The 26,881-nt window shown below is 71.2% G+C and carries 19 protein-coding genes; 15 read left to right on the top strand and 4 right to left on the bottom strand.

Annotated elements, in window-relative coordinates:
• The first annotated feature begins 67 nt into the window (after positions 1-67).
• The 6 genes from ACPA54_RS28165 to ACPA54_RS28140 all read left to right on the top strand — a co-directional run bounded on the left by ACPA54_RS28165 (position 68) and on the right by ACPA54_RS28140 (position 7,284).
• Entirely contained in the window at positions 68-1,222 is a 1,155-nt protein-coding gene (locus ACPA54_RS28165) for an ABC transporter ATP-binding protein (protein ID WP_423534186.1), read from the top strand.
• Positions 1,223-1,295: 73 nt separating this feature from the next.
• Positions 1,296-2,216, top strand: coding sequence for an ABC transporter permease (locus tag ACPA54_RS28160; protein WP_423534185.1), 921 nt, complete (start codon positions 1,296-1,298; stop codon positions 2,214-2,216).
• 2 nt (positions 2,217-2,218) lie between these two features.
• Positions 2,219-3,013: an ABC transporter permease gene (locus tag ACPA54_RS28155; protein ID WP_423534255.1), complete on the top strand. Its 795-nt coding sequence runs from the start codon at positions 2,219-2,221 to the stop codon at positions 3,011-3,013.
• A 39-nt stretch (positions 3,014-3,052) separates the two neighbouring features.
• The gene (locus ACPA54_RS28150; protein WP_423534184.1) at positions 3,053-4,465 is read left to right on the top strand and encodes an NAD(P)/FAD-dependent oxidoreductase; all 1,413 of its coding nucleotides are present in this window, start codon (positions 3,053-3,055) and stop codon (positions 4,463-4,465) included.
• A 217-nt stretch (positions 4,466-4,682) separates the two neighbouring features.
• Positions 4,683-6,185: a CoA-acylating methylmalonate-semialdehyde dehydrogenase gene (locus ACPA54_RS28145; protein ID WP_423534183.1), complete on the top strand. Its 1,503-nt coding sequence runs from the start codon at positions 4,683-4,685 to the stop codon at positions 6,183-6,185.
• 298 nt (positions 6,186-6,483) lie between these two features.
• Positions 6,484-7,284 (top strand): tyrosine-protein phosphatase, encoded by an 801-nt coding sequence (locus tag ACPA54_RS28140; RefSeq protein WP_423534182.1) that lies wholly within the window; start codon positions 6,484-6,486, stop codon positions 7,282-7,284.
• A 104-nt stretch (positions 7,285-7,388) separates the two neighbouring features.
• Here ACPA54_RS28140 and ACPA54_RS28135 read toward each other — a convergent pair whose 3' ends face one another.
• Entirely contained in the window at positions 7,389-8,843 is a 1,455-nt protein-coding gene (locus tag ACPA54_RS28135; protein WP_423534181.1) for an APC family permease, read from the bottom strand.
• Positions 8,844-9,233: 390 nt separating this feature from the next.
• On the opposite strand from ACPA54_RS28135, the gene ACPA54_RS28130 reads away from it, so the two are divergent.
• Positions 9,234-10,169, top strand: a complete 936-nt coding sequence (locus ACPA54_RS28130) for an NAD(P)H-dependent flavin oxidoreductase (protein ID WP_423534180.1) — start codon at positions 9,234-9,236, stop codon at positions 10,167-10,169.
• 6 nt (positions 10,170-10,175) lie between these two features.
• On the opposite strand, the gene ACPA54_RS28125 is transcribed toward ACPA54_RS28130, so the two are convergent.
• Positions 10,176-11,207: a phosphatase PAP2 family protein gene (locus ACPA54_RS28125; protein ID WP_423534179.1), complete on the bottom strand. Its 1,032-nt coding sequence runs from the start codon at positions 11,205-11,207 to the stop codon at positions 10,176-10,178.
• Between the two features lie 436 nt (positions 11,208-11,643).
• Between ACPA54_RS28125 and ACPA54_RS28120 the strand changes: the two genes are divergently transcribed.
• Positions 11,644-12,192 (top strand): STAS domain-containing protein, encoded by a 549-nt coding sequence (locus ACPA54_RS28120; protein WP_423534178.1) that lies wholly within the window; start codon positions 11,644-11,646, stop codon positions 12,190-12,192.
• A 150-nt stretch (positions 12,193-12,342) separates the two neighbouring features.
• On the opposite strand, the gene gabT is transcribed toward ACPA54_RS28120, so the two are convergent.
• Positions 12,343-13,701, bottom strand: a complete 1,359-nt coding sequence (gabT, locus tag ACPA54_RS28115) for a 4-aminobutyrate--2-oxoglutarate transaminase (protein ID WP_423534177.1) — start codon at positions 13,699-13,701, stop codon at positions 12,343-12,345.
• Positions 13,702-13,868: 167 nt separating this feature from the next.
• Complete coding sequence (locus ACPA54_RS28110; protein WP_423534176.1) at positions 13,869-16,265, bottom strand: type IV secretory system conjugative DNA transfer family protein; 2,397 nt, start codon at positions 16,263-16,265, stop codon at positions 13,869-13,871.
• A gap of 224 nt (positions 16,266-16,489) precedes the next feature.
• Here ACPA54_RS28110 and ACPA54_RS28105 point away from each other — a divergent pair, with 224 nt between their 5' ends.
• The 7 genes from ACPA54_RS28105 to ACPA54_RS28075 all read left to right on the top strand — a co-directional run bounded on the left by ACPA54_RS28105 (position 16,490) and on the right by ACPA54_RS28075 (position 26,783).
• Complete coding sequence (locus ACPA54_RS28105; RefSeq protein WP_423534175.1) at positions 16,490-18,052, top strand: PucR family transcriptional regulator; 1,563 nt, start codon at positions 16,490-16,492, stop codon at positions 18,050-18,052.
• Positions 18,053-18,203: 151 nt separating this feature from the next.
• Positions 18,204-19,646 (top strand): aldehyde dehydrogenase family protein, encoded by a 1,443-nt coding sequence (locus ACPA54_RS28100; RefSeq protein WP_423534174.1) that lies wholly within the window; start codon positions 18,204-18,206, stop codon positions 19,644-19,646.
• Positions 19,647-19,753: 107 nt separating this feature from the next.
• Complete coding sequence (locus tag ACPA54_RS28095) at positions 19,754-20,968, top strand: RNA-guided endonuclease InsQ/TnpB family protein (RefSeq protein WP_423534173.1); 1,215 nt, start codon at positions 19,754-19,756, stop codon at positions 20,966-20,968.
• Between the two features lie 69 nt (positions 20,969-21,037).
• Positions 21,038-22,306 (top strand): 1-deoxy-D-xylulose-5-phosphate reductoisomerase, encoded by a 1,269-nt coding sequence (gene dxr, locus ACPA54_RS28090; protein ID WP_423534172.1) that lies wholly within the window; start codon positions 21,038-21,040, stop codon positions 22,304-22,306.
• Positions 22,303-23,604 carry a M50 family metallopeptidase gene (locus ACPA54_RS28085; RefSeq protein WP_423534171.1) on the top strand — a complete coding sequence of 434 codons (1,302 nt, stop codon included), beginning with the start codon at positions 22,303-22,305 and terminating at the stop codon, positions 23,602-23,604. The genes dxr and ACPA54_RS28085 overlap by 4 nt, the downstream gene beginning before the upstream one ends.
• Before the next feature lie 269 nt (positions 23,605-23,873).
• The gene (ispG, locus tag ACPA54_RS28080; RefSeq protein WP_345678319.1) at positions 23,874-25,031 is read left to right on the top strand and encodes a flavodoxin-dependent (E)-4-hydroxy-3-methylbut-2-enyl-diphosphate synthase; all 1,158 of its coding nucleotides are present in this window, start codon (positions 23,874-23,876) and stop codon (positions 25,029-25,031) included.
• A 210-nt stretch (positions 25,032-25,241) separates the two neighbouring features.
• On the top strand, positions 25,242-26,783 hold the full coding sequence (locus tag ACPA54_RS28075) for an alpha/beta hydrolase (protein ID WP_423534170.1): 1,542 nt from the start codon (positions 25,242-25,244) through the stop codon (positions 26,781-26,783).
• The last annotated feature ends 98 nt before the right edge of the window (positions 26,784-26,881 follow it).

Genomic DNA, 26,881 nt, shown 5'->3' with positions numbered 1-26,881 from the left:
GGTGATGTCCCCGGCACGCAGGCCCGCCCGCCCGGCGCGGGCGGTCCTCGTGCTGCCCAAAGGAACCATGAACGAGCAGCAGCGGGCCGGCGCCTCCGGCGACGTCAATCTGGTGGGCCTGAGCAAGAGCTTCGGCAGCAACACCGTCGTCCAGCCCCTCGACCTGACGATCCCCGCAGGGTCCTTCTTCGCCGTCCTCGGTGCATCCGGATGCGGCAAGACGACCACGCTGCGGATGATCGCGGGCCTGGAACAGCCGAGCAGCGGACAGGTGCTCATCGGCGGCCAGGACGTGACCGGGCTTCCGCCCTACAAGCGGCCGGTCAACACCGTCTTCCAGAACTACGCCCTGTTCCCGCACCTCACGGTCGCCGAGAACGTCGCGTTCGGCCTGCGCCGCAAGGGCCGCAAGGACGTGGCCGCGCCGGTCGCCGAGATGCTGGACCTCGTCCAGCTGGGCCACCTGGCCGGGCGCAAGCCCGCCCAGCTCTCCGGCGGCCAGCAGCAGCGCGTGGCGGTCGCCCGCGCGCTCATCAACCACCCGCAGGTGCTGCTCCTCGACGAGCCGCTCGGCGCGCTCGACCTCAAGCTGCGCCGCCAGATGCAGCTCGAGCTGAAGCGCATCCAGACCGACGTGGGCATCACGTTCGTGCACGTCACCCACGACCAGGAAGAGGCCATGACCATGGCCGACACCATCGCGGTCATGAACGGCGGCGTGGTCGAGCAGATGGGCTCGCCGACCGAGCTGTACGAGTCGCCGCGCACCAAGTTCGTGGCGAACTTCCTCGGCCAGTCGAACCTGCTCGATTCCCGGGTCACCGGCACGAGCGACGGCTACCTGACGCTGGACGTGCACGGCACCCGCATGGCGCTGCCGAAGGCGCGGGCCGCCGCGCAGGACGACCTGCTCGTCATGGGCATACGCCCGGAGAAGATCTCCATACGCCACCAGGACGCCGCGGACGCCGCGGACGCCGTCAGGGGAACCAAGGACGGCGACAACCGCAACGCGCTCGGCGGCGGCGTCATCGTCGACTCCAGCTTCATCGGCGTGTCCACGCAGTACACCGTCCGCATGCCGTGGGACCAGGAACTGACCGTGTTCGAGCAGAACATGGAACGCGACGCCCGTCTCGTGCCGGGCGCCCCGGTCGTCCTGGACTGGAACCCCGACCACGGCTTCGGCCTCGCGCCGGAGCCCGTGGAGGCCGCCGCGTGAGCGAGCGAAGCGAGCGAGCCGGCAAGAGGGGTGTGCTGCGTGAATGCGGCACCGAGCGCCGGCGAGGTGTGGCATGAGTGCGCTTCCGCAGAAGGCGGCAGGTGCGGGGGGTGAGCTGAAGGACCCGCCCAAGCGCGGCCGGTGGGTGCCGTACGCGCTGCTCGCGCCCGGCATGGTCTGGCTCGTCGTCTTCTTCCTGATCCCGATGCTCGTGCAGGGCGGAACCTCCCTGCAGACCGGCGGTCTGGAGAAGGGCTACGAGTTCACCTGGCACTGGGGCACGTACTGGGACGCGTTCCAGGACTACTACCCGCAGTTCCTCCGCTCGTTCGGCTACGCCGCGGCGGCCACGATCCTGTGCCTCGTCATCGGCTACCCGCTCGCCTACGCGATCGCGTTCAAGGCCGGCAAGTGGCGCGGCATGTGGCTGGTCCTCGTCATCGCGCCGTTCTTCACCAGCTTCCTGGTGCGCACGCTCGCGTGGAAGACGATCCTCGCCGACAACGGCATCGTCGTCGACGTCCTCAACACGCTGCACTTCACCGACGTCACCGCAACGCTCGGGCTGACCGAGGGCGACCGCGTGCTGGCCACGCCGCTCGCGGTGATCTGCGGACTGACGTACAACTTCCTGCCGTTCATGGTGCTGCCGCTGTATGCCTCGCTGGAGCGCATCGACCCGCGGCTGCACGAGGCGGCCGGCGACCTGTACGCCAACCCGCGCACCACCTTCACCAAGGTCACCTTCCCGCTGTCGCTCCCCGGCGTCGTGTCCGGCACGCTGCTGACCTTCATCCCGGCGTCCGGCGACTACGTCAACGCCGCGTGGCTCGGCTCGCCCGACACCGGCATGGCGGGCAACGTCATCCAGACGCAGTTCCTCCGCGTGCTCGACTACCCGACCGCGGCGGCACTGTCGTTCATCCTGATGCTGCTCATCGTGCTGATGGTGTCGGCGTACATCCGCAAGGCCGGCACGGAGGACCTCGTCTGATGATCCGCTGGCTTCGCAACAACGCGGTCACCCTGTTCGGCATCCTCGCGCTCGCGTACATGACGCTGCCGAACCTGGTCGTCCTGCTGTTCTCGTTCAACAACCCGAACGGCAAGTTCAACTACACCTGGAACGGCTTCACCCTCGACGCGTGGAAGGACCCCTTCGGCGTCGCGGGCATCAAGGACTCGCTGATCACCTCGCTGGAGATCGCGGTCCTGTCGACCATCGGCGCGACGGTGCTCGGCACGGCGGTGGCGTTCGCGCTGGGCCGCTACCGCTTCCGCGGGCGCGGCTTCACCAACACGCTGCTGTTCCTGCCGATGTCGATGCCCGAGGTCGTCATGGGCGCCTCGCTCGGCACGCTGTTCCTCAACATGCGCATCTCGTTCGGCTTCTGGACGATCCTGATCGCGCACATCATGTTCTGCCTCAGCTTCGTGGTGGTCGCGGTCAAGGCCCGCGTCCTGGGCATGGACCCGAAGCTGGAGGAGGCCGCACAGGACCTGTACGCGTCGCCGACGCAGACGTTCCTGCGCGTCACCCTGCCGATCGCGGCCCCGGGTATCGGCGCGGGCGCCTTGCTCGCGTTCTCGCTGTCGTTCGACGACTTCGTCATCACGAACTTCAACTCCGGTGACACCGTCACGTTCCCCATGTTCGTGTGGGGCGCGGCACAGCGGGGTACCCCGCCGCAGATCAACGTGATCGGGTCGGCGATGTTCTTCATCGCCGTCGCGATCGTCATCGTCGGCCAAGTGCGGACGAACCGAAAAGCGAAGCAGAAAGCTTCGTGAAGTAACCTCCGAAAATCCTCGAAGAGTGGTGGAAAACCGATGGATCCCGCGACCTCTCTGGATCCCACCCGGTCCCTCGCGGACGCCGCACCCGTGCCGTTCTGGCTCGACGACCCCGCCAAGCCGGCAGCGCTGCCCAAGCTGATCGACGACGAGCACTGCGACCTCGCGGTGGTCGGCGGCGGGTACTCCGGCCTGTGGACGGCCCTCATCGCCAAGGAGCGCAACCCGTCGCGCGACGTCGTCCTCGTGGAGGGCAACGAGATCGGCTGGGCGGCGTCCGGGCGCAACGGCGGCTTCTGCGCCGCGAGCCTCACTCACGGATTGTGGAACGGTCTCGACCGGTGGCCCGACGAGATGGCGCAGCTCGAGCGTCTCGGCGGGATCAACCTCGACGAGATCGAGGCGGCCGTGAAGCGGTACGACATCGACTGCGCGTTCGAGCGCACCGGTGAACTGGCCGTGGCCACGGCCGCCTACCAGGTCGAGGACCTGCGCGAGAGCGTCGACATCGCCCGGAAGTACGGCGCGGACCAGGTCTTCCTGGACCGCGACGCCATGCAGGCCGAGGTCAAGTCGCCGACGTACCACGCGGGCGTCTTCGACAAGGACGGCTGCGCGATGGTCAACCCGGCCAAGCTCGCGTGGGGCCTGAAGGCCGCGTGCCTGAAGCTGGGCGTGCGCATCTACGAGTACACCCAGGTCGACAGCATCGCCGCGCATGGCGCGGGCATGGTGCTGGAGACCGGCTACGGCCGCCTCTACGCCGGCAAGGTCGCGCTCGGCACGAACGTGTTCCCGAACCTGGTCAAGCGCCTGCGCAACTTCGTCGTGCCGGTCTACGACTACGCGATGATGACCGAGCCGCTCACCCCCGAGCAGCTCGACTCGATCGGGTGGAAGAACCGCCAGGGCATCGGCGACAGCGCGAACCACTTCCACTACTACCGGCTGTCCGAGGACAACCGGATCCTGTGGGGCGGCTACGACGCGGTCTACGACTTCAACCAGAAGGTGTCGGCGGAGCACGACCAGCGCCCGGCCACGTTCCGCAAGCTGGCGGGGCACTTCTTCGAGACGTTCCCGCAGCTCGAAGGCCTGCGCTTCACCCACACGTGGGGCGGCGCGATCGACACGTGCAGCCGTTTCAGCGCGTTCTACGGCACCGCCTACAAGGGCAAGGTCGCGTACGCGATGGGCTACACCGGCCTCGGCGTGGGCGCGACCCGGTTCGGTGCCGAGGTCATGCTCGACAAGCTGGACGGCAAGTCGACCGAGCGCACCGAGCTGAAGATGGTCAAGACCAAGCCGATCCCGTTCCCGCCGGAGCCGGCGCGGTGGATCGGCATCGAGCTGACGCAGCGCGCGCTGACCCGGGCGGACGCCAACGAGGGCAAGCGCAACCTGTGGCTGCGGGCGCTCGACAAGGCGGGCATGGGCTTCGACAGCTGAGGTTGCCCGCCGCGGGTGACGCCCGAGGGGCCGGGTACCGGCCCGTTCGACGGTTTGTAAGGCGAACGGGTCAACGGCCGACAGGGTGCAGGTTGAGTCGAGGGCCGGTGGCGAAGAGACTGGCGTACATAGGGTGCGGCCTCATGACGAGGCGCCCCGTTGTATGACATTTCGCCGCCAGCCCTCGTGCCTGGCTGCCGTTCCCGGAGGCCTCCCCTTGAGCAAGCACGTAACCCACTGGATCGGCGGCGCCGCGTGGACCGGCACGGCCGAGCGTCGCGGCGACATCTACAACCCCGCCACCGGCAAGGTGACCGGCACGGTCGACTTCGCCTCGGTGACCGACGTCGACCAGGCGGTCGCCGCCGCCACGCAGGCGTTCGGCACGTGGCGCAACGCGTCGCTCGCCAAGCGCGCCCAGGTGCTGTTCAGCTTCCGCGAGCTGCTCAACGCGAAGAAGGACGAGCTGGCCGCGATCATCGTCGAAGAGCACGGCAAGGTGCACTCCGACGCGCTCGGCGAGATCGCCCGCGGCCAGGAGGTCGTGGAGTTCGCGTGCGGCATCCCGCAGCTGCAGAAGGGCGGCTTCTCGGAGCAGGCCTCGACCGGCATCGACGTCTACTCGATCCGCCAGCCGCTCGGCCCGGTCGCGATCATCTCGCCGTTCAACTTCCCGGCGATGGTCCCGATGTGGTTCTTCCCGATCGCCATCGCGACGGGCAACACGGTCGTCCTCAAGCCGTCCGAGAAGGACCCGTCGGCCGCGAACTTCCTCGCCGACCTGTGGAAGCAGGCCGGCCTGCCGGACGGCGTGTTCAACGTCGTGCACGGCGACAAGGTCTCCGTCGACCGCCTGCTCGAGCACCCGGACATCAAGTCCGTGTCGTTCGTGGGCTCGACCCCGATCGCCAAGTACGTGTACGAGAACGGCACGGGCTACGGCAAGCGCGTCCAGGCGCTCGGCGGCGCGAAGAACCACATGCTGGTCCTCCCGGACGCCGACCTCGACCTGGTCGCCGACGCCGCGGTCAACGCCGGCTTCGGTGCCGCGGGCGAGCGCTGCATGGCCATCTCCGCGCTGGTCGCCGTCGAGCCGATCGCCGACGAGCTGATCGGCAAGATCAAGGAGCGGGTGGCCGGCCTGCGCGTCGGTGCGGGCTGCAACGCCACCTCCGACATGGGCCCGCTGGTCACCCGCCAGCACGCCGACAAGGTGATCTCCTACGTCGAGGCCGGCGTCAAGGAAGGCGCCGAGCTGGTCGTGGACGGCCGCACGCACGCCATCGACGGCGACGACACCACCGACGGCTTCTGGCTCGGCCCGACGCTGTTCGACAAGGTCACCCCGGAGATGTCGGTCTACACCGACGAGATCTTCGGCCCGGTGCTGTCGGTCGTCCGCGTCGACTCGTACGACGAGGGCCTGGCGCTCATCAACGCCAACCCGTACGGCAATGGCACCGCGATCTTCACCAACGACGGTGGCGCGGCCCGCAAGTTCCAGAACGAGGTCGAGGTCGGCATGGTCGGCATCAACGTGCCGATCCCGGTGCCGGTGTCGTACTACTCGTTCGGCGGCTGGAAGAACTCGCTGTTCGGCGACACCCACGCGTACGGCCTCGACGGCGTGCACTTCTTCACGCGCGGCAAGGTCGTCACGCAGCGCTGGCTCGACCCGAGCCACGGCGGCATCAACCTCGGCTTCCCGACGAACAGCTGAGTCGTCGCATTTGCCGTGACCCCGAAGTGACTCCGCGCGGCTGATCCACCCTTCCCGCGGATTCCAGGAGCCCCGCCGGACGCCAAAGGCGTCGTCCGGCGGGGCTCCGTCGTATCCCCCGACGCGGTTACCATACTCAGGCGTATGGAGCCGGGGGCGGATCCCGCCGAAAACGCCGGACGTTCGCGTCGTGCGGCCGTTCCGCTTGCACGGGCCCGATGGCACCATGCCGTGACAACCCGTCAGATGATCGGCCCGGCCGGGAGCCGCACCACCCGGGCGGGTGAGAGGAGCACGTGTGGGCCAGCAGCACGCGGATGCCGAGGACGGCATCGCGGCCCTCGAAGGCGTCCGCAACTTCCGCGACATCGGCGGTCTCCCGACCGCCGACGGCCGTCGGATCCGGGCCGGGCGCTACTACCGCAGCGGACACCTGGCGAAACCGACCGACGCCGACCGCAAGGTCCTCGACGGCCTCGGCATCCGCCTCATCGTCGACCTGCGCTCGCCCGCCGACATCGAACTCGACGGCGCCGGCCACGTCCCCGACGGCGCCCGCCGGATCAACCTGCCGATGACCGACCCCGCGCGGCACTCCGACTTCTGGGCGGACATCAAGGGCGGCGACCCGGTCGTCATCCGCGACCGGCTCGGCGACGGCAAAGCCGAGGCGATGATCGGCCGCGACTACCGCGACCAGGTGGTCAGCCGCCGCGACAACCACGCGGCCCTGCTCGACGCGCTGCTCGCCGACGGCCTCCCCGCCGTCGTGCACTGCTCGGCGGGCAAGGACCGGGCCGGCATCGCCGCCGCCCTCGTGCAGCGCATCTGCGGCGTCCCGGACGCCGAGATCGTGGCGAACTACCTGGAGAGCAACGACCCCGCCAAGCGCTACGCGCCCAACGCCGACAAGGTCGCCATGCGCCCGGAGATCGCCGAACTGTTCGCGCCCTTCCTGGAAGTCCGCGAGGAGTACCTGCGCGGCGCGCTGGAGGTCATGGACATCCACTGGGGCGGCTTCGACGCCTACCTGGCCGAGGGGCTCGGCTTTGGCTCGGAGAAGCAGGCGCAGTTGCGTGCGCTGATGGTCGAGGGCTGATTTCCGGCCACGTTCCGGCTCTTGCGCCTCTGCCGTACAAATGCCCGGAAATGCCCGTAGGGCCCGGCGAGTTCGTCTCGCCGGGCCCTACGCGTTCCCGCAGCTCAGTTCTCGTCGGCACCCTCGTCGGCGAGCGTGATGACCCAGCGGCTGTGGCGGCGCGGGTAGAGGTACGTGGCCCAGTACACGGCCGCCGCAGCGACGATGCCGAGAGTCCAGTACACGGCCTTCGGCTCGTCCTTGAACAGCTCGACCATGATGTAGACCAGCCCCGCGATCAGAACCACCGGAACGGCCGGCCACAGCGGCATCCGCCACGCGGGCGTGTGCTTGTGGTGCGCCCGGCGGGCGGCCAGCGAACCGGCGGCGACCAGCAGGTACAGGAGCGTCACCGCGACACCGGTGATCGCGTTCAGCATGTCGAACTTGTCCGGGTCGAGGAAGCACAGCGCCGCACCCGGGATGCTGACCGCGAGGGTGGCCACCCACGGCGAGCCGAAGCGGTTCACGGTGCCGAACGCCTTGTTGACCGGCTCCGGCCACGCGCGGTCACGCGCCGAGGCGTACAGGACGCGCGAGTTCTGGATGACCATGACGATGGCGGCGTTGATGATCGCGAGCGCGACGCACAGGCTGATGAACGTGGCGACGCCGTGGTTGCTCCAGCCCTCGATCAAGGTCGGCAGGTCGCCGTCGGTCAGGGCCGTCATGTCGCCGCCGCCCAGGGTGATGGCGATCGTCGGGATGATGAGGATCGCGCCGCCGATGCCCAGCGTCCACAGCACGGTGCGGGACACGGTGCGGCGCGGCTGCTCCATCTCCTCGGCCAGGTAGACCGCGGTGGAGAAGCCCTGGAGGGCGAACAGCGCCACCGCCAAGCCGGAGATCAGCATGGCGGCCGACACCGGGCTCAGCCCGCCGCCTTCGACCAGCGTCTTGGCGTGCACCAGGTCGCCGACCGGGCGGTCCTTGTGCCCGAAGCCGAGGAACGCGACCATTCCGGCGGCGATCACCTCGAGACCGAGGAAGATGCCGGTCACCCACGCGTTGGCGCGCAGGTCCAGCAGACCCATGATCATCGCGCCGATCATGACGAGTGCGCCGGCCCACTTCAGGCCGTCGCCGTCGAGCGAGACGATCGAACCTATGTAGTCGCCGGTGCCCATCGCGATGATGGGCGGCACGATCATGACGACGATGCCCGCGACGATGAACGCGATCCAGGCCGCGAACCGGCCCATCAGCGTGCCGACCATCGCGTACTCGCCGCCCGCGCTCGGGACCATCGTCCCCAGCTCGGAGTAGCAGAACGCGACACCGACGCACAGCAGCGCGGCGATGATCAGGACGAGCGGAGTGCCGGTGCCGAGGTCGGCGTACATGCCGGGCACGATGACGAACAGCGACGAGGCCGGCGTCAGACAGGACAGGGTGAGCAGAGTGCCGCCGACGACGCCGAGAGACCGCTTGAGCGGCTTCGGCGCGCCGTTGTGGAGCTGGGTCCCGACGGAGGCTTGGGGGGTACCCGCATCGACCGTGGGGAGTGTTGCTTCAGCCATGGGCGCATTCCTGATCCAACAGGGGGTGCGAGTATCGCCTCCGGGACGGGAGCAAGACGGGGCCGGAGCGAGCGACGCTGATCGGCGGCCGGGTCTGCAAGTTGCTGCGTAATGAAAGCTGCCGTTCGCCTGGGCGTCAAGATGCCGTCAACAACTGATTCCGAAGGTATTCGCCTGACCCGGCGTCAGTTTCCTTTGCCCAGAGCGATCGAAGCCAAAGGAATCCGCAGTGGTTGATGCGGAAATTTTCCCGCAGCGTGAGACCTCCGTTACCGGTGTGATATCGGAGGCTGAGCGGTTGTGTTCCGGGTGTGACCGGACCGTGGCGGAACGGGATCGCCTGCGCAGTGGATCTTCAGCCCGCGCGCTCGTCGCGGTACGGTCCGCGCCATGGCCAACCGTGTCCTCGCCCACACCGGCGCCCGCTACCCGATCGTCCAGGCGCCCATGGGCTGGATAGCCCGCTCCCGCCTCGCCGCCGCCGTCTCCCGGGCGGGCGGCCTCGGGATGATCGAGACCTCCTCTGGAGAGGTCGACGCGTGCCGGGCGGAGATCGACGCGATGGTCGCGGAGGGGCTGCCGTTCGGGGTGAACCTGCCCCTGATGTTCCTGCGCGACGACACCCTCGTGCGGTACGTGGCCGACGCCGGGGTCCGGTTCGTCACCACGTCGGCGGGCAGCCCGGCACGCTACCTGCCGATGCTCAAGGAGCACGGCCTGACGGTGTACCACGTCGTCCCGTCGGTACGCGCGGCCCGCAAAGCCCTGGAAGCGGGCGTCGACGGTCTGGTCGTGGAAGGCGCGGAGGGCGGCGGGTTCAAGAACCCCGACGAGGTGTCGCTGCTGGTGCTGCTGCAAGCGGTCCGGGCGCTCACCGACCTGCCGCTGATCGCCGCGGGCGGGATCGTCGACGGCCGCGGCATGGCCGCGGCGTTCACGCTCGGCGCCGAGGCGGTGCAGATGGGGACGCGGTTCCTGTCGAGTGCGGAGAGCCCGGTGCACGGGAACTACAAGCAGGCCGTGGTGACGGCCGACGAAACCGGGACCGTGGTCGTGAACCGGTCGGGCAGCCCGACGATGCGGGTGCTCAAGACGGACTACTCGAGCGGCCTCGCGGCCGCGGGCGGACCGGCGGGCGGGTCGCTGGCGGCGGTGAAGCGGCTCTACTTCGAGGGCGACATGGAGGCGTCGCTGGCGTCGGCGGGACAGTCCGTCGGACTGGTCGACGCGGTGCGGCCGGCGGGCGAGATCGTCGAGGAGACGATGCGCGGGTTCCATGCGGCGTTGCGGGAGACGGCGAAGCGGGCGGGGGAGCTGGGGACGTAGCGGCGGTCAGACGGTGCCGCGGGTACTGCCGGTGCCGCCGGCTTCCGGGTCGAACGTTTCTGCCGCCGGACGGTCGCCGGGCGTGAACCGTGCGGCCGCCCACAACGCCAAGCCGCACAGCGTCCAGCTCGCCAGCACGTCGCCGAGCCAGTGGTAGTCGCACCACAGCAAGGCGAAGCCGACGAGCGCGCACAGCACGGCCGCGCCCGCGTAGACCCGGCGCCGTGCCCGCGGGCCGAGCACCGTCCCGAGCAGCAGTGCCGCGGCGCCGAAGCAGATCGCCGAGGTGGCGGTGTGCCCGGACGGGAAGAAGCCCCACTCGCCGCGCGCGATCTCGTGCTCGCCGGGGCCGGGCCGCGCGATGGCGATTTTCCCGCCGATGACGATCGTGGACACCGCGCCGACGGCCGCCGCGACGGCGACGTAGAGGCGGGTGAGGGCCGCGGTTCCGGGGGGTGGCGGGGTGCCGGGGGGTTGCGGGGTGGCGGGGACGGGTCGACGTGGTGACGCCGGGGGCAGGGCGGCCGAGGCTTCCGCCCGCCGCGCCTGGTGCGTCTGGTGCGGCTCGGCGGCGGCCACGGCTGCGTCGTCTGCCTCCGGCCCGCGCGCGCCCGTGGGCCGTTCCGTCTCCGACGCCATCGTCCGGCGGTGCGCGATCCAGCCCGTCGCCAGAGCGCACACCAGCAGCACCGAGCCTGCCTGCACGGGCCCGCCCAAGTCCGCCAGCGCGTGCATCGGGCCGTCGAGCCACGACAACCCCCGCGTCGCCGCCAGGTCGCGCATGCCGTCGCGGACCGCGCTGTCCAGCGGGATCAGCGGTCCGGCATCGGCGAGCACCTGGACGGTCAGGAAGACCAGGAAGGCGAGCAGCAGGCCGGGGACCAGCAGGGGACGGCGGGCCGGGGAGGCCCGCCGCCCCGGGACGGGGGGCGTTGTCCCGGGGCGGCGGCGGCCGGCTTGCTCAAGGCCGGCCTGGGGTCGGCCGGGCCCGGAACGGGGGGGTGTGCCGGGTCCGGCATCTGGGGTCCTCGCGTGCATCTCACTCGAAGATACGTGGAACGGGCGCGCCGGAGTTCCCGATTCGCGTCCTTCGACACAATCCCTGCACACCTTCTCCACGCCCTTCGCGCTGTGCGTCCTTGCTCGGCCGCCGTCCCCGTGCCGCCGCGGCTGCCGGTACCCGGCCGGACCGGTGCCGAAAGCCGCGCCCCGTCCCGCGCCGATTCCCCCTGGCGTGCCGTGGCGGATCTCTTGCCTCCCGGGCTCTGGCGTTGTCAGCCGCTGTGGATGTACGGTGTCAGCCCCGGATTGTGAGCGGCGTCACAGCACGGGCTAACCGGTTCTCCGCACGACGGAGGCCCGGACCGACGAGGGGGCACACCGGGCGTTGAACCGCCCGAGGTTGGGCGACGTGACGTCAGCGCACGGTCCTCCGAGCCCGCCCGCCGTCGGTTCGCAAAGGTAGGGTTCCAAGGTGGTTGAAGAGTCCGGCTATCCCACACACCGCGCCACGCACCACACCGCACCGCAGGTGCCGCCCTCCGCGACACCTGCCGCGTCGGCCCGCGCCCGCCGCTTCACGACGGCGTACACCCCGCTGCGCGACGCCCGCTTCACCGAGCCGCGCGGCACTCCGCGCCCCGCCCACCGCGAGCACCACGCAGGCGCCGGCACCGGCATCGGTGTGGTGATCACCAGCGACCGCCAGCTCCGCGTGGTCCGCACGGCGAAGCCGCGCGGCATCCGCTTGGACGGCGAAGTCGACTTGGCCAACGTCGAGATCGTGCGGCAGTCGCTGCGTTCCGTGGCCCGCGACGGCGCCGACGTGATCGTCGACGTGCACCGCCTCGCCTTCATCGACGTCGCGGGTCTCCGCGTCGTCGTCGAGGGCGCCGCGGAACTCGCCCGACGCGATGCCCGCCTGGTCCTCGTCGGCGCCTCCCGGCAGATGCTCCGCATTCTGCGGCTGTGCGGCTGGGACGCGGTCGACGGGCTGCACATCGGCGAGCCCGGCACCGCGTGACGCGCGGCGCACCGAGCCCGCGGCCGGCCCGGATTTCGGCGCCCTTACACAAAATCCGCGCGAGAGCGGCATCGGCAAGGCCCGGGAACGACCGCGGCCGCGGCCCCCGAAGACGGTAGGGGGCCGCGGCCGCGGGTGTGCGTCGGACGGTCAGGCGGTGACCTGCGCGATGGCCTTCTCCAGGATGTCGAGGCCTTCGACGAGCAGGTGCTCCGGCATGACCAGCGGCGGCAGGAAGCGCAGCACGTTGCCGTAGGTGCCCGCGGTGAGGACCAGCAGGCCCTCGGCGTGGCAGGCCTTGGCGATGGCGCCGGCGTAGTCCGCCGCGGGCTCCTTGGTGCCCGGCTTGACCAGCTCGATGGCGATCATCGCGCCGCGGCCGCGGACCTCGCCGATCGCCGGGTTCTTCTCCGCGATCGTGTTCAGGCGGCCCTTCATGACCTCGCCGATGCGCTGCGCGGCACCGTTGAGGTCGTGCGCGCGCATGGTCTCGATGGCGCCGAGCGCCGCGGCGCACGCGACCGGGTTGCCGCCGTAGGTGCCGCCCAGGCCGCCCGCGTGCGCGGCGTCCATGATCTCGGCGCGGCCGGTGACCGCGGCGAGCGGCAGGCCGCCCGCGATGCCCTTGGCGGTCGTGATCAGGTCCGGGACGATGCCCTCGTCGTCGCACGCGAACCACTCGCCCGTGCGGCAGAAGCCGGTCTGGATCTCGTCCGCGACGAACACGATGCCGTTCTCGCGGCAGAACTCCACGATCTTCGGCAGGAAGCCCTTGGCCGGCTCGATGAAGCCGCCCTCGCCCAGGATGGGCTCGATGACCACGGCGGCGACGTTGTGCGCGCCGATCTGCTTGGTGATCGCGTCGATCGCGGCGGCCGCGGCCTCGTCGGCGCAGTTCTCCGCACCGGTCAGCCAGCGGAACGGGTACGCCACCGGCACCCGGTAGACCTCGGGCGCGAACGGGCCGAAGGACTCCTTGTACGGCATGTTCTTCGCGGTGAGCGCCATCGTCAGGTTCGTCCGGCCGTGGTAGCCGTGGTCGAACACGACGACCGCCGTGCGCTTGGTGTAGGCGCGGGCGATCTTGACCGCGTTCTCCACCGCTTCGGCACCCGAGTTGAACAGCGCGGTGCGCTTCTCGTGGTCGCCCGGGGTCAGCTCGTTGAGCTGCTCGGCGACGGCCACGTACGAGTCGTACGGGGTGACCATGAAGCAGGTGTGCGTGAACCGCTGGAGCTGCTCGGTCGCGCGGCGGACCACGGCCTCGGCGCTGTTGCCGACGCTGGTCACGGCGATGCCGGAGCCGAAGTCGATCAGCGAGTTGCCGTCGACGTCCTCGACGACGCCGCCGCCGGACCGGGTGACGAACACCGGCAGGGTCGTGCTGACCCCGCGGGCCACGGCCTTGTTGCGGCGCTCCATCAGCTCGATGGACTTGGGGCCGGGGATGGCGGTGACAAGCCGGCGCTCCTGCGGAAGCGACGGGCCGCCGGGCTGCGAAGCGCCCATCGAGGTCTCCTTGTGACGGGAAGGCGGGTATGACCGCAGGCTAGGTCGGTTCCGGGGCGCCGTGCATGCGCCACACCGGTGAAGTGGGTGGGGCCGACCTGGCCGTGGTGGACAAGTCGGCGGCGTGTCCGGCCGACCGCCTCGACGCGGCTCCGGGCCCGGCCCCGCTACCTGCCCAGTTCGACCAGGACCGGCCCGGTGCGCTCGCCCTCGCGGGTCGTCAGGCTGCACAGCGCGTGGCGGGCGCCGAGTTCCCCGGTGATCTCGGACGGCGACCACCGGTACCGCTCGACCTTGCGCACCGTCACGCTCTCCGAGCCCCCCGCGGCCTTCTCCCCGAACAGCGCGCCCATCAGGGCGAAGCGGGTCTTGCGCAGCAGGCCGCCCTCCGGCGCGCCCTTGGTCACCGATGTCTCCTCGACCAGCCGCTTGCCCCAGTGCTGGGCGAACGCCTCCGCGTCGCGGGGGCCCGCGCCCGGCAGGACGGCCTTGCAGCCGACCGCACCGAAGACCGTCGCGCGCAGCCGCGGCGCGAAGTCGTCCATCGAGCGCACCGCCAGCACCATGCCGGCGTTGCGGCTGCGCAGCCAGGCCATGCCCTGCGCGGCGTACTCGTCGACGAACGCGCCCGCGCCGTCGGCGATCAGGCAGGTGAACACGCCGTCGTCCGCGCCGGACGTGTCGCGTGCCGCGGCGGCTTGGACGAACTGGCCGATGAGGAGCCGGCCGACGATGCGCGCCGCGTCCGGGTAGGACGCTTCGTTCAGCGCCACCCGCACGCGCACCGGGCGGTCGATGTGGCGCATCGCGAAGCGCTGCCGGGACGGGTCGAACAAGGCGGCCACACCGGGGCGCTCCAGCACCGACAGGCGCTGCACGACGGCGCGGGCGCCCTCGTCGGCGCGGGCGAGGGTGCGCAGGCCGCGTTCGAACTCGCCGGCGCGGCCCGCCGCCTCGAGGGCGGTGCGGAGCGCGTCGACCGCGTCGGCGTGGCCGTCGAGCAGGTCGAGGAGGGCGGCGAAGCTGGGGTGGCGGCCGAAGGCGGCGACGTAGGCGGCGATCGCCTGGTGCAGCGCGCTGCGGGCGGCGTCGCGCAGCCGGGCGTCGTCCTCGTCGCCCAGTGCCGCGGTGGCGAGCCGGTCCGCGGCCTCCTCGGCCGTCGCGGAACCGCCGTACGGGTCGATGCCCCACGCCGAGTCCGGGTCGCCCAGCACGATCTCGATGTCATAGGCGCCCTTGCGGGCGAACGCGGTGCCCTTGGCGTCGAGCACCACCACGGATGCCGCCCCGGCCAGCGCCGACAGGCTCAGTGACTCGACGACGGGCCGCAGCAGCGCGTCGGCCTCGCCCGCGGTGGACGGGCCGACGACCACCATCGACGTGCCGAGCACATCGGGTTCCAGCGCGAATCCGACGGCGCGCACCGGTGCGGTGTTGCGGTCGCTGTCCGCCGCTTCGCCGACCTTGACCTGGCCGGTCATCAGGTCGTGCACGGCTTCGCGCGGCTTGAGGTCGCGGGCGCCGGAGCCGTGCGCGCATGCCCCCGCGCCGCGTTCGCGGACCTCGTGGGCCACGTCGTCCAGGAAGTCGAAGTCGCCGCCGCTCGCCTCCAGCACCCGGCGGAGCCGCAGGTAGTCGACGTCGCCGAGGCGGCCGAGGTCGGCTTCCTCGTCGAGCCGGTTCGCGGCGCCGACGAAACCGGCGTCGCGCAGCTCGGGCCACAGGTCGTCGGTCGGCGCGGTCGTCTCGGCGTCGTCTTCGGGGTCGGCGGGTTCGGCCGGGCGCGGCTTGGCGAGGTAGGGCCGCAGCACCTCGGGCCAGCGTCCCCAGTAGGCGGCGGCCGCGAGGAACGCGGCGTTGTAGACGATGCGGATGAGCCACTGCAGTTCGTGCAGGGTGTGCCGGCTGTCCGGGAACGTCTGGAGGAGCAGCCACACGAACGGGCGCTGCAGCATCGCCCAGGCGACCAGGCCGGCCAGCAGGAACGTCCCGGCGCGGCGCCACTGCTCGGGCGTGGGCTTGCCGTTGGCCTCGGCCCGGGTCTCGAGCCGTTGCAGGAGCGGCGCGAGGTAGGGCAGGAGCAGTTCGTGCCAGCGGCCGACGTACGCGAAGAAGCCGATGCAGGCGACCCAGAACAGCGAGGCGAACAGCGGCCACAGGAACTCGGGGATGACGTTGATGACGATCCACGAGTAGACGAGCACGAACCAGCGGAACGCGATCGCGGACAGCAGCAGCCACAGCACGGCACGGCGGATCAGTGCCCCGTCGGGGCGGCGGCGGGCCCGGTCGTCGAGGGCTTTGAGCTTGAGCGCGGCTTCGTCGCGGCCGTACGCGTACACCCCGGGCGCGTCGCGGAACCGCGGGGCGAACACCCAGGACCGCAGGTCGGATCCGGGCTGCTTGACGAGGGAGGCCCCGCCCGGCCGGGCGGGGTGCGGCACGGCGCCGGCCGGCGGCGGCGCGAACGCCGGGGCTTCCGCGTCGGGGTCCTGCCACCACTGCCCGGCGGTGTCGGTCGTGGCCCCGCTCTCCGGTCCTTGGGCGCCCCGTCTGCGTTCCACGTCCATCCCGTCACCGCCGCGTCGATTCCCGCACCAGGAAACGCACTCAATGTAGTGGACCGTTGCGGAGGAGTGATGATCATTCCGCATGACGACACGCGGCTGCTGCCCCGACTGGGCCGCCGCGGCACAATGGAGGAGTCCTCGTACTCCACTTCGGCCCAAAGCCGCCGCTCCCGATGGGCCGGCGCCCCCGGGCCGCGCTTCGCCGTCAGGAACGCGCCATGCCTCCCACGCTCGACCAGCTCGTCCGCGCCCCCGCGCTCGACCTGCTGGTGCTGGCCGGGGAACGCAATCTCGACCGGCAGATCCGCTGGGTGCACACCAGCGAACTCGCCGACCCGACGCCGTACCTCGAAGGCGGCGAGCTGGTCCTGACCACCGGCATGAAGATCGGCCGGTCGTCCGACGAACGCCGCGCCTACGTCGAACGCCTCGCCGAAGCCGGCGTCGTCGGCCTGGGCCTCGGCATCGGTCTGACGCACGCCAAGGTCCCCGCCGCCATCCTGGAAGCCGCCGAGGAACGCGGGCTACCGGTGTTCGCCGTGCCGCGCCCCACGCCGTTCATCGCGATCAGCAAGATGGTTTCCTCGGCCCTGGCCGCCGACCAGTACGAGACCGTCACCACGAGCTTCACCGCCCAGCAGGAACTCACCCGCGCGGTCCTCGGCCGGGAAGGCACCGCGGCCCTGATCCGCCGTCTCGCCGGCCGGCTCGGCGGCTGGGCCGCGCTGTACGACGCGTCCGGCACCCCGGTCCACGTCAGCCCGGCCTCCGCTCGCTCCCGGGCCGCCGCGCTTGCCGAGGACGTCACCCGGCTGCGCGGCCTGTCCGCACCCGCCTCGGCCTCGCTGCAAGGCTCCGGGCCGCACGGCGAACGCGTCGTCCTGCAGTCCCTCGGCGCCGACCGGCGCATCCGCGGCTTCCTCGCGGTCGGCTCGGAGAACCCGCCCGGCGCCGCCGACCGCCAGATCGTCGCCTCGGCGACCTCGCTGCTCACCCTCGCCCTCGAACAGTCCCGGGCACTGCACGCCGCCGAGGGGCGCATGCGCACCGCACTCCTGCGCATGTGGCTCGGCGACGCGGCCGACCTCGGCGGCGACGACGCGGACGGCGGCCTGGTCCGCGCGATCGCCGCCGACCTGGGCACCCCGCTGCCGTCCGGCGACGTCGTCGTGGCCTCCGCCCGCGGCCCCGAAGCCGCCCGGCTCCCCTTCGCCGAGCGCGCCGCGGCCCTGGGCACCGACGTGTTCACCGCCGACTTCGACGACACCGTGGTGGTGGTCGCGCCGGCCCGCCTCGCCGAGGGGGATCCGGCCGCGGTGTGGGAGCGCGCGGCCCGCGACCTGCCCGGCATCGGTGTCGGGGTGTCCGGCACGGTGGCCGCGGACCCGGCCGGCGTCGCGGAAGGGCACCGGCAGGCCCGCCAGGTGTACGGCATCGGCGTGCGCGGCGACCGCACCGTCGGCGTCTACGGGCAAGCCGCCGCCTCCCTCCTGCCCCTCCTCGGCGGCGACGCGGTGCGTGCCTGGGCCGAGGAACTCCTCGCCCCGCTGCACGCGCACGACGCGGGCGGACGCGGCGACCTCGTCGCGTCGGTCCGCGCGTGGCTCGCCCGGCACGGCCAGTGGGACGCCGCCGCGGGCGACCTCGGCGTGCACCGGCACACGCTGCGGTACCGCATCCGGCGTGCCGAGGAGATCCTCGGCCGCCGCCTCGACGACCCGGACGTGCGGGCGGAACTGTGGCTCGCGCTGCGCGCGGCGGGGGAGCCGGAAACGTCCTGACCGGCACCGCCGACCTGCTGGCCATTCCGTAGCGTTCGCCGGGCCGGATTCCGCCGCAGTGGACAAAGCCGCTCTCGCGTGCCCGCCGTACCGTGAGGGACAACGGCGCGGCCCTGCGCCGATCCCGTACGCGCAGCAGCATGGAGTTCCCGTGACCACGACCCACGCGTTCTGGCTGGCCGGTCGGCAGGCGACCGGCGAGTCCGCCTTCGACGTCACCCACTCCTACGACAACAGCCTCGTCGGCCGGGTCAGCGTGCCCACCGACGCGCAGACCGAGGAAGCCGTCGCCGCGGCCTACGCCGTCCGCGACGAGTTCTCCGGCCTGCCCGCGTACCGCAAGGCCGCCGCGCTCGACCACGTGGCCAAGCGCCTCGCCGAGCGCACCGAGGAGATCGCCCGCCTGATCACCGCCGAGAACGGCAAGCCGATCAAGTGGGCGCGCGGCGAGGTCGGCCGCGCCGTCTCGGTCTTCCGCTGGGCCGCCGAAGAGGCCCGCCGGTTCAACGGCGAGGGCATGCGCCTCGACACCGACGCCGGCGGCACCGGCCGCTACGCGCTGGTCCGCCGCTTCTCGCGCGGCGTCGTGCTCGGGATCGCGCCGTTCAACTTCCCGCTGAACCTGGTCGCGCACAAGGTCGCCCCGGCCATCGCGGTCGGCGCGCCGATCATCCTCAAGCCGGCCCCGGCCACCCCGATCAGCGCGCTGGTGCTCGGCGAGATCCTCGCCGAGACCGACCTGCCCGCCGGCTCGTGGAGCGTCCTGCCGGTGCCGAACGACAAGATGCCCGCGCTCGTGCGGGACCCGCGCCTGCCGGTCATCTCGTTCACCGGCTCGGGCCCGGTCGGCTGGTCGATCCTCGACTCCGTGCCGCGCAAGCACGTCACCCTCGAACTCGGCGGCAACGCCGCCGCGGTCGTCCTCGCCGACTATGCGTCCGACGCCGACCTCGAATGGGCCGCGACCCGCATCGCGACCTTCTCGAACTACCAGGGCGGCCAGTCCTGCATCTCGGTGCAGCGAGTGATCGCGGACGCCGCGGTCTACGACCGCCTCGTCGAGAAAGTCGTCGTCAAGGTCGGCGCGCAGGTCACCGGCAATCCGTCCGACGACACCGTCGACGTCGGCCCGCTGGTCAGCGAGGACGCCGCCAAGCGCGTCGAGTCGTGGGTCGACGAGGCCGTCGCGGGCGGCGCGAAGCTGCTCGCCGGCGGCAAGCGCGAAGGCGCGACCTACGCGCCGACCGTCCTCACCGACCTCCCGGACGACGTCACCCTCGCCTGCGAAGAGGTCTTCGGCCCGGTCCTGACCATCGCCAAGGTCGACGGCACCGACGCCGCGTTCGCCGCGGTCAACGCCTCCAAGTACGGCCTCCAGGCGGGCGTCTTCACGCACGATCTGCAGACCGCCTTCCGGGCGCACAAGGAGCTGGAGGTGGGTGGCGTGGTCATCGGCGACGCCCCGTCCTACCGCGCCGACCAGATGCCGTACGGCGGCGCCAAGGAGTCCGGCGTCGGCCGCGAGGGCGTCAAGTACGCGATGGACGACTTCACCTACGAGCGCGTCATGGTGCTCACCGGCCTCGACCTCTGATCGAGACCCCCATACGACGGGCCCGGCGACCTGGGGTGGGTTGCGCCGGGCCCGTTTGCCTTTCCGGCTCACCGCTTGTGTCGGACTCATCGCGTAGAGTCCTGGCCATGGTGCGAACGCGTGGGGCCTCCGGCGACACCCGCCGTGTCCGGTACACCTATCGCCTCCGCATGTCACCTGTTGCGCAAGATCGGTTGCTTGCGGAATGGGATAGGTGCCGATGGGTCTGGAATGCGTGCGTGTCCGCGTCACGTGCCGCGCACCACGCGGGCGTCCAGTGCGGTCCTGCGGCATTGGACAAGCGCCTGACCGGCTGGCGTGCCGAGCATGGATGGCTGGGTAGCGGGGCGTCGGTGCCGCAGCAGCAGGCGGTGCGTGACTTCGCCAAGTCTCGCGCCAAGGCGCTCAAGGACGTCAAAGCCGGGACACCGTTTTCCCGCCGTACCGGGATGCCCAGGTTCAAGAAGAAGGCCCTGGCTGCGCCGACGCTGAACTACACCGGGCGCGCGTTCCGTATCAGGGACGCACGATTGCATCTGGTCGGGGGAATCGTCGTTCGGCCGGTGTGGTCGCGTGACTTGCCTGCCGCGCCAACGAGCGTGCGCGTTTACCGGGACGGCCTGGGGCACTGGTATGCCAGTTTTGTTCTGTCGACACGTGTAGAACCCTTGCCGGCGACCGGCCGAGTGATCGGCGTCGACTGGGGCGTGGCAGCCGTCGCGACGACGACCAGCGACGACCACGATCTGGCTCACGCGGAGCACGGCAAGTCCGCCGCACAGAAGCTTGCCCGATACCAGCGCATGATGGCCCGCCGCAAGCCGAAGCGCGGTCACGCTGCATCGAGTGGTTACCGGCATGCGAAGCGGCAAGCCGCAAAGGTCTACCGGAAGGTCTCGCGCCGACGGCAGGACACCGCCCGTGTGTGGGCGAAGCGAGTGGTCCGAGACCACGATGCGTTGGCGGTCGAGGATTTCCGTCCGAGGTTCTTGGCGAAGTCATCAATGGCCCGCAAGGCGGCGGACGCCGCCATCGCGACTACGAAGGCCGAACTGGTCATGATGGCCAGGAAACACGCCCGGGTACTCCATCTTGTTGCCCCGGCGCACACCACGATGGACTGCGGCCGTTGCGGAGCGAGAGCCAAGCACGCATTGCCGCTGTCGGAACGTATCTACACGTGCACGACGTGCGGGTTCGTGTCTCCGAGAGACAAGAACTCCGCGCGTGGGATGCTCGTCCGGGCTGGGCTGTACCCGGTCGGCGCCGACGACGTAAGACCTGCGCGCCCGCCGGGCGCTCAGGCAGTCCGAGCCGGATAATCCCCCCGTAACGCCCCTGAACGGAGGAGCCCTTCTCCAGCAGGGGAGGGGAGCAGTCAAAATGGTGCGATGGACTCCCTGGCCGACCCGTACGCCCCGTTCTCCGATCCGTCCCGGCCCGCCGCACGGCGCGACGTCGTGCTGCTCGGCTCGACCGGTTCCATCGGGACTCAGACGATCGACGTCGTCAAGGCGAACCCCGACCTGTTCCGCGTCGTGGGCCTGTCGGCCGGCGGCGGACGCGTCGACCTGCTCGCCGCCCAAGCCCTCGAACTCGGCGTCGAGGTCGTCGCCGTCGCGCGGGCCACCGCCGCACAGGACCTCCAGCTGGCGTTCTACGCCGAGGCCAAGCGCCGCGGCTACGCGACCGGCGAGTACCAGGTCCCGCGGATCCTGGCGGGCCCCGACGCGGCCACCGAACTCGCCGCCCACCCGTGCGACGTCGTGGTCAACGGGATCACCGGCTCGATCGGCCTGGCCCCCACACTGGCCGCCCTCAACGCGGGCACCACGCTGGCGCTCGCCAACAAGGAATCGCTCATCGTCGGCGGCCCGTTGGTCAAGGCCGCGGCCAAGCCCGGCCAGATCGTGCCGGTCGACTCCGAGCACTCGGCGCTGTTCCAGTGCCTCCGCGGCGGCCGCTACGACCAGGTCCGCAAGCTCGTCGTCACGGCCAGCGGCGGGCCCTTCCGCGGCCGCTCGCGCGCCGAGCTGACGGACGTCACCCCCGCGCAGGCGATGGCGCACCCGACCTGGGACATGGGCCCGGTCATCACCATCAACTCCGCGACCTTGGTCAACAAGGGCCTCGAAGTCATCGAGGCGCACCTGCTCTACGACATCCCGTTCGACCGCATCCAGGTCGTCGTCCACCCGCAGTCGATCGTCCACTCGATGGTCGAGTTCGTCGACGGGTCGACCCTCGCCCAGGCCGGCCCGCCCGACATGCGGCTGCCCATCGCGCTCGGCCTCGGCTGGCCCGACCGAGTGCCCGACGCCGGCCCCGCGATGGACTGGACGAAGGCGCAGAGCTGGGAGTTCTTCCCGCTCGACCACGAGGCGTTCCCCGCGGTCGCGTTGGCCTGCGAGGCGGGTGCGACGGGTGGGACCGCGCCCGCGGTGTTCAACGCGGCCAACGAAGAATGCGTGGACGCGTTCGTCGCCGGGAACCTTCCGTTCCTCGGGATCGTGGATACCGTCGCGCGCGTTGTCGGAGAGCACGACGTCCGCGGGAAGGGCGAGGAAGGCCTCACACTGGAGGACGTCCTCGACGCCGAACTGTGGGCCCGCCACCGTGCGCGAGAACTTGTCGCCGAAGCTCTGGGAGTCACCCGATGACGCTGCTCATGACCGTGATCGGCATCGTCGTCTTCGTGTTCGGGCTGCTGTTCTCGATCGCGTGGCACGAGGCCGGTCACCTGGCGATGGGCAAGCTGTTCGGCGTCCGCGTCCCGCAGTACATGGTGGGCTTCGGCAAGACCCTGTGGTCGAAGAAGATCGGCGAGACCGAATACGGCCTCAAGGCCATCCCGGCCGGCGGCTACTGCCGGCTGATCGGCATGTTCCCGCCGGACGACCAAGGCCGCGTCAAGGCCAAGAGCACGTCGCCGTGGCGCAGCATGATCGAGGAGGCCCGCGAGGCGTCCTACGAAGAGGTGGGCCCCGGCGACGAGACGCGGATGTTCTACACCCGCAAGCCGTGGCAGAAGTTCCTCATCATGCTGGCCGGGCCGGCGATGAACCTGGTGCTGGGCGTCGCGATCCTCACCGGAACGTGGATGTTCTACGGCATCAACCAGCCGAGCACCAAGGTCGCCGTCGTGACCGACTGCGTGGTGCCCGCGAGCGACGCGAGCCGCGAGTGCAAGGCCGACGACGCGGCCGCGCCCGGCAAGGCCGCCGGGCTGAAGGTCGGCGACCGCATCGTCGAGTTCGGCGGGGTGCCGGTCAACTCGTACACCGACCTCCAGCCGCTCATCCGCAAGAGCAGCGGCCAGGTCACGGTGGTCGTGGAACGCGACGGCCAACGCGTGACCCTGACGCCGACCATCGCCCAGAACGAGCTGGCGAAGCTGGACGGCAACGGTCAGGCGATAGACGGCAAGTACGTGCGGTCCGGTTTCCTCGGCTTCAGCCCCCTGATCGAGCGGAACACCCTGGGCGTCGGCGGGGTCGTCGACGAGATGGGCACGTACATCGACAAGTCCATCGAAGGCCTGGCGCGGATCCCGCAGAAGGTCCCGGCGCTGTGGGGCGCCGCGTTCCAGGGCGAGGAGCGCGACAAGGACTCGCCGGTCGGCATGGTGGGTGCCGCCCGGATCGGCGGCGAGGTGCTGGCCGCCGATGCTCCCGCGACCGACCGGATCTTCTACTTCGTGCAGATCCTGGCGATGGTCAACATCGGCCTCTTCCTGTTCAACATGCTGCCGCTGCTGCCGCTGGACGGCGGGCACATGGTCGGCGCGCTGTGGGAGTCGCTCCGCCGCCGGGTCGCCCGGATGTTCCGCCGCCCGGACCCGGGGCCGTTCGACGTCGCCAAGCTGATGCCGGTGGCGTACGCGGTCGCGATGGTGTTCATCGGCTTCACGGTGCTCGTGCTGATCGCCGACCTGGTGAATCCGGTCAAGGTCACATAACTCGCGCCTGACCTGCGCCGACGCCGGGCCCGCACTGCCGCGCAGTGCGGGCCCGGTCGTTTTCGGACACCCGTGGTGATCGCCTTCCGGGCCGGACCAGCCGGTTGTCGCAACGCTATGTGCCGGTACTGCAACAGATTCGCTCGGTAGGGGACGCCTTTACGCGGTTGCCTGGCGCGTGCCGTAGCGTGGGTGATCGGCTTCCGTGCCGACTGCGTCGGCGACGGGCCGCGCACTGTTCGTCCGACCTACCCGGGGCTGAAGCAGCTATGACCGCGATCACGCTCGGCATGCCGTCCGTACCCAACCGGCCGATCGCTCCGCGCCGCAAGTCGCGGCAGATCATGGTCGGCAACGTGCCCGTGGGCGGCGACGCCCCGGTCTCGGTGCAGTCGATGACCACCACGCTGACCTCCGACGTCAACGCGACCCTCCAGCAGATCGCCGAGCTGACCGCTTCGGGCTGCCAGATCGTCCGCGTCGCCGTCCCGTCGCAGGACGACGCCGACGCGCTGCCGGACATCGCCCGCAAGTCGAAGATCCCGGTCATCGCGGACATCCACTTCCAGCCGAAGTACGTGTTCGCCGCCATCGACGCCGGCTGTGCCGCGGTGCGTGTCAACCCGGGCAACATCAAGGCGTTCGACGACAAGGTCGGCGAGATCGCCAAGGCCGCGTCCGACGCCGGGGTGCCGATCCGGATCGGCGTCAACGCCGGCTCCCTCGACAAGCGCCTGCTCCAGAAGCACGGCAAGGCCACCCCCGAGGCGCTCGTCGAGTCGGCGCTGTGGGAGTGCTCGCTGTTCGAAGAGCACGGCTTCCGCGACATCAAGATCTCGGTCAAGCACAACGACCCGGTCGTCATGATCGAGGCGTACAAGCAGCTGGCCGCGCAGTGCGACTACCCGCTCCACCTCGGCGTCACCGAGGCCGGTCCGGCGTTCCAGGGCACCATCAAGTCGTCGGTCGCCTTCGGCGCGCTGCTGTCCCAGGGCATCGGCGACACCATCCGCGTCTCGCTGTCCGCGCCGCCGGTCGAAGAGGTCAAGGTCGGCGCGCAGATCCTGGAGTCGCTCGGGCTGCGGCAGCGCGGCCTGGAGATCGTCTCCTGCCCGTCCTGCGGCCGCGCCCAGGTCGACGTCTACAAGCTCGCCAACGCGGTCACCGCGGGCCTCGACGGGCTCAAGGTGCCGCTGCGCGTCGCGGTCATGGGCTGCGTCGTCAACGGCCCGGGCGAGGCCCGGGAAGCCGACCTCGGCGTCGCGTCCGGCAACGGCAAGGGCCAGATCTTCGTGAAGGGCGAGGTCATCAAGACCGTCCCGGAGTCGAAGATCGTGGAGACGCTCATCGAGGAAGCGCTCATCATCGCCGAGCAGATGCAGAAGGACGGCGTGATCTCCGGCGAGCCGATCGTCGACATCAGCTGAACCTGGTTGGCCGCGGCCGACCCGGGCTGACGCGGCGTCGGCTCAGGCCCCGCGCAGCGGCGCTCTCCAGTAGTTCCCCAGTCCACCCGATCGGGCGTTTTTCCGCCCCGGTCGGGTGGACTGTTCGTTGTTCCCCTTCATCCGCCCGCGGCGGCTGCCGATCATCGGCCGAGGAGGCCGCGCACCCGGCGTCGGCGGGAGGGGGATGCTGTGCCACGCGTCGTGACCAAGAGCCTTGCGGTGGCGGCTGTCGCGGCGGCGCTCGCGGCACTGGGCATCGCCGGCCCCGCGGTCGGCACCGACGGCCGTGACGGGAACTCCGCCACCGAAGGTCCCGCGCCCCGGGTCTCGCCCGGGCTCGCCTGGGGCGCCTGCCCCGCCGACCTGTCCCGCTCGCTGCGCTGCGGCACGCTCGCCGTCCCGCTCGACCACGAGCACCCCGACGGCCGCACCACCACGCTCGCCGTCTCGCTCGCCCAGGCCACCGGCCGCGGCCCCAAGGCGGGCACCATCCTGGTCAATCCGGGCGGGCCCGGCGGGCGGGGCATGTGGCTGGCCGCGGCCGTCCAGCAGCGGCTGCCCGCCGACCTGCGCGACCGGTACGACATCGTCGGCATCGACCCGCGCGGCAACGGCCACAGCTCGCCCGTGCAGTGCGTCGACACCGCGGTCTTCGACCGGGCGCCCAAGCCCGACCCGGTGCCGCGCACCGAGGCCGACAAGCAGCGGCTGCTCGACAGGGCGCGCACGTACGCCGAGGGCTGCGCGGCCCGCGGCGGGGACTTGCTGCCGCACATGAGCACCGCCGAGAACGCCCGCGACATGGACGACGTCCGTGCCGCGCTCGGCGAAGCGAAGGTGTCCTACCTCGGCTGGTCCTACGGCACCTATCTGGGCGCCGTGTACGGCCAGTTGTTCCCGCAGCGGGTCGACAAGCTGATCCTCGACAGCGTCGTCGACCCCAGCCCCCGCGGGATCTGGTACGGCGTCAACCTCGACCAGGACATCGCCTTCCAGCACCGCTGGCGGGAGTTCATCCGCTGGGCGGGCCGGCACGACGACGTGCTCAAGCTCGGCGCGGACGCGGCCGCGGTGGAGGCCGCCTTCGGCCGGGTGCTCGCCGGCGTCCGCGCGGCCCCGGCCGGGAACATCGGCCCGGCCGAGGTCTACGACATGGTCACCACCGCGATGTACGACGACGACCAATGGCGCGATCTCGCCCTCGCGTTCTCCGGATACCTGGCCGGAGACCCGGCGCCGCTCGGCAAGCTCTACGAGCCGCCGAGCGCGGTGCAGGCCAACATGACCGCCGTCTACACCGCCGTCGAGTGCAACGACGCGCCGTGGCCCCGGGACTGGTCGGTCTGGAACCGCGACGCCGACGCGCTGAACCGCGCCAACCCGATCCTCACCTGGCCGAACACCTGGCTCAACGCGCCCTGCCTGTTCTGGAAGACGCCGCCGCGCACGCCGCTGCCGATCGACGGGCGCGGCCTGTCCGGTGCACTGCTCGTGCAGGCCGAGAACGACGCGGCCACCCCGCTCGTCGGCGGCGTCGCGATGCACCGGGCGCTGCCCGCGTCGCGGCTGGTCACGCTGCGCGGCGAGGGCAACCACGGCGTGCTGATCTTCAACCCGAACGACTGCGTGTCCGACGTCGCGTGGGCCTACCTGCGGGACGGCACCCTGCCGTCGGCGGACGTGGTGTGCGCGGGCGGACACGAACCCGACGCGCGAGAGGCGAAGCAATGAGGGGCGGCAGCACGGGAAATGCGGCAGGACGGCCGGAGCGGGCGCCGGGGGCGGGCACAGCCTCCGCGGCCGGGGCGCGGCGCCGCGGGATCGCCGTC

The sequence above is a fragment of the Uniformispora flossi genome (assembly GCF_049534875.1).
GTDB classification, from domain to species: domain Bacteria; phylum Actinomycetota; class Actinomycetes; order Streptomycetales; family Streptomycetaceae; genus Yinghuangia; species Yinghuangia aomiensis.
Note: the sequence above shows the minus strand (reverse complement) of the source record. Positions and strands in the feature narration are given on the sequence as shown.

Excerpts from the sequence above, each read along its gene's own strand:
- ACPA54_RS28130 (WP_423534180.1), top strand. The coding sequence starts at position 9,234 with ATGGCCAACCGTGTCCTCGCCCACACCGGCGCCCGCTACCCGATCGTC.
- ACPA54_RS28165 (WP_423534186.1), top strand. The coding sequence starts at position 68 with ATGAACGAGCAGCAGCGGGCCGGCGCCTCCGGCGACGTCAATCTGGTG.
- ACPA54_RS28125 (WP_423534179.1), bottom strand. The coding sequence starts at position 11,207 with ATGCACGCGAGGACCCCAGATGCCGGACCCGGCACACCCCCCCGTTCC.
- ACPA54_RS28150 (WP_423534184.1), top strand. The coding sequence starts at position 3,053 with ATGGATCCCGCGACCTCTCTGGATCCCACCCGGTCCCTCGCGGACGCC.
- ACPA54_RS28095 (WP_423534173.1), top strand. The coding sequence starts at position 19,754 with ATGGTGCGAACGCGTGGGGCCTCCGGCGACACCCGCCGTGTCCGGTAC.
- dxr (WP_423534172.1), top strand. The coding sequence starts at position 21,038 with ATGGACTCCCTGGCCGACCCGTACGCCCCGTTCTCCGATCCGTCCCGG.
- ACPA54_RS28135 (WP_423534181.1), bottom strand. The coding sequence starts at position 8,843 with ATGGCTGAAGCAACACTCCCCACGGTCGATGCGGGTACCCCCCAAGCC.
- ispG (WP_345678319.1), top strand. The coding sequence starts at position 23,874 with ATGACCGCGATCACGCTCGGCATGCCGTCCGTACCCAACCGGCCGATC.
- ACPA54_RS28085 (WP_423534171.1), top strand. The coding sequence starts at position 22,303 with ATGACGCTGCTCATGACCGTGATCGGCATCGTCGTCTTCGTGTTCGGG.
- gabT (WP_423534177.1), bottom strand. The coding sequence starts at position 13,701 with ATGGGCGCTTCGCAGCCCGGCGGCCCGTCGCTTCCGCAGGAGCGCCGG.
- ACPA54_RS28160 (WP_423534185.1), top strand. The coding sequence starts at position 1,296 with ATGAGTGCGCTTCCGCAGAAGGCGGCAGGTGCGGGGGGTGAGCTGAAG.
- ACPA54_RS28105 (WP_423534175.1), top strand. The coding sequence starts at position 16,490 with ATGCCTCCCACGCTCGACCAGCTCGTCCGCGCCCCCGCGCTCGACCTG.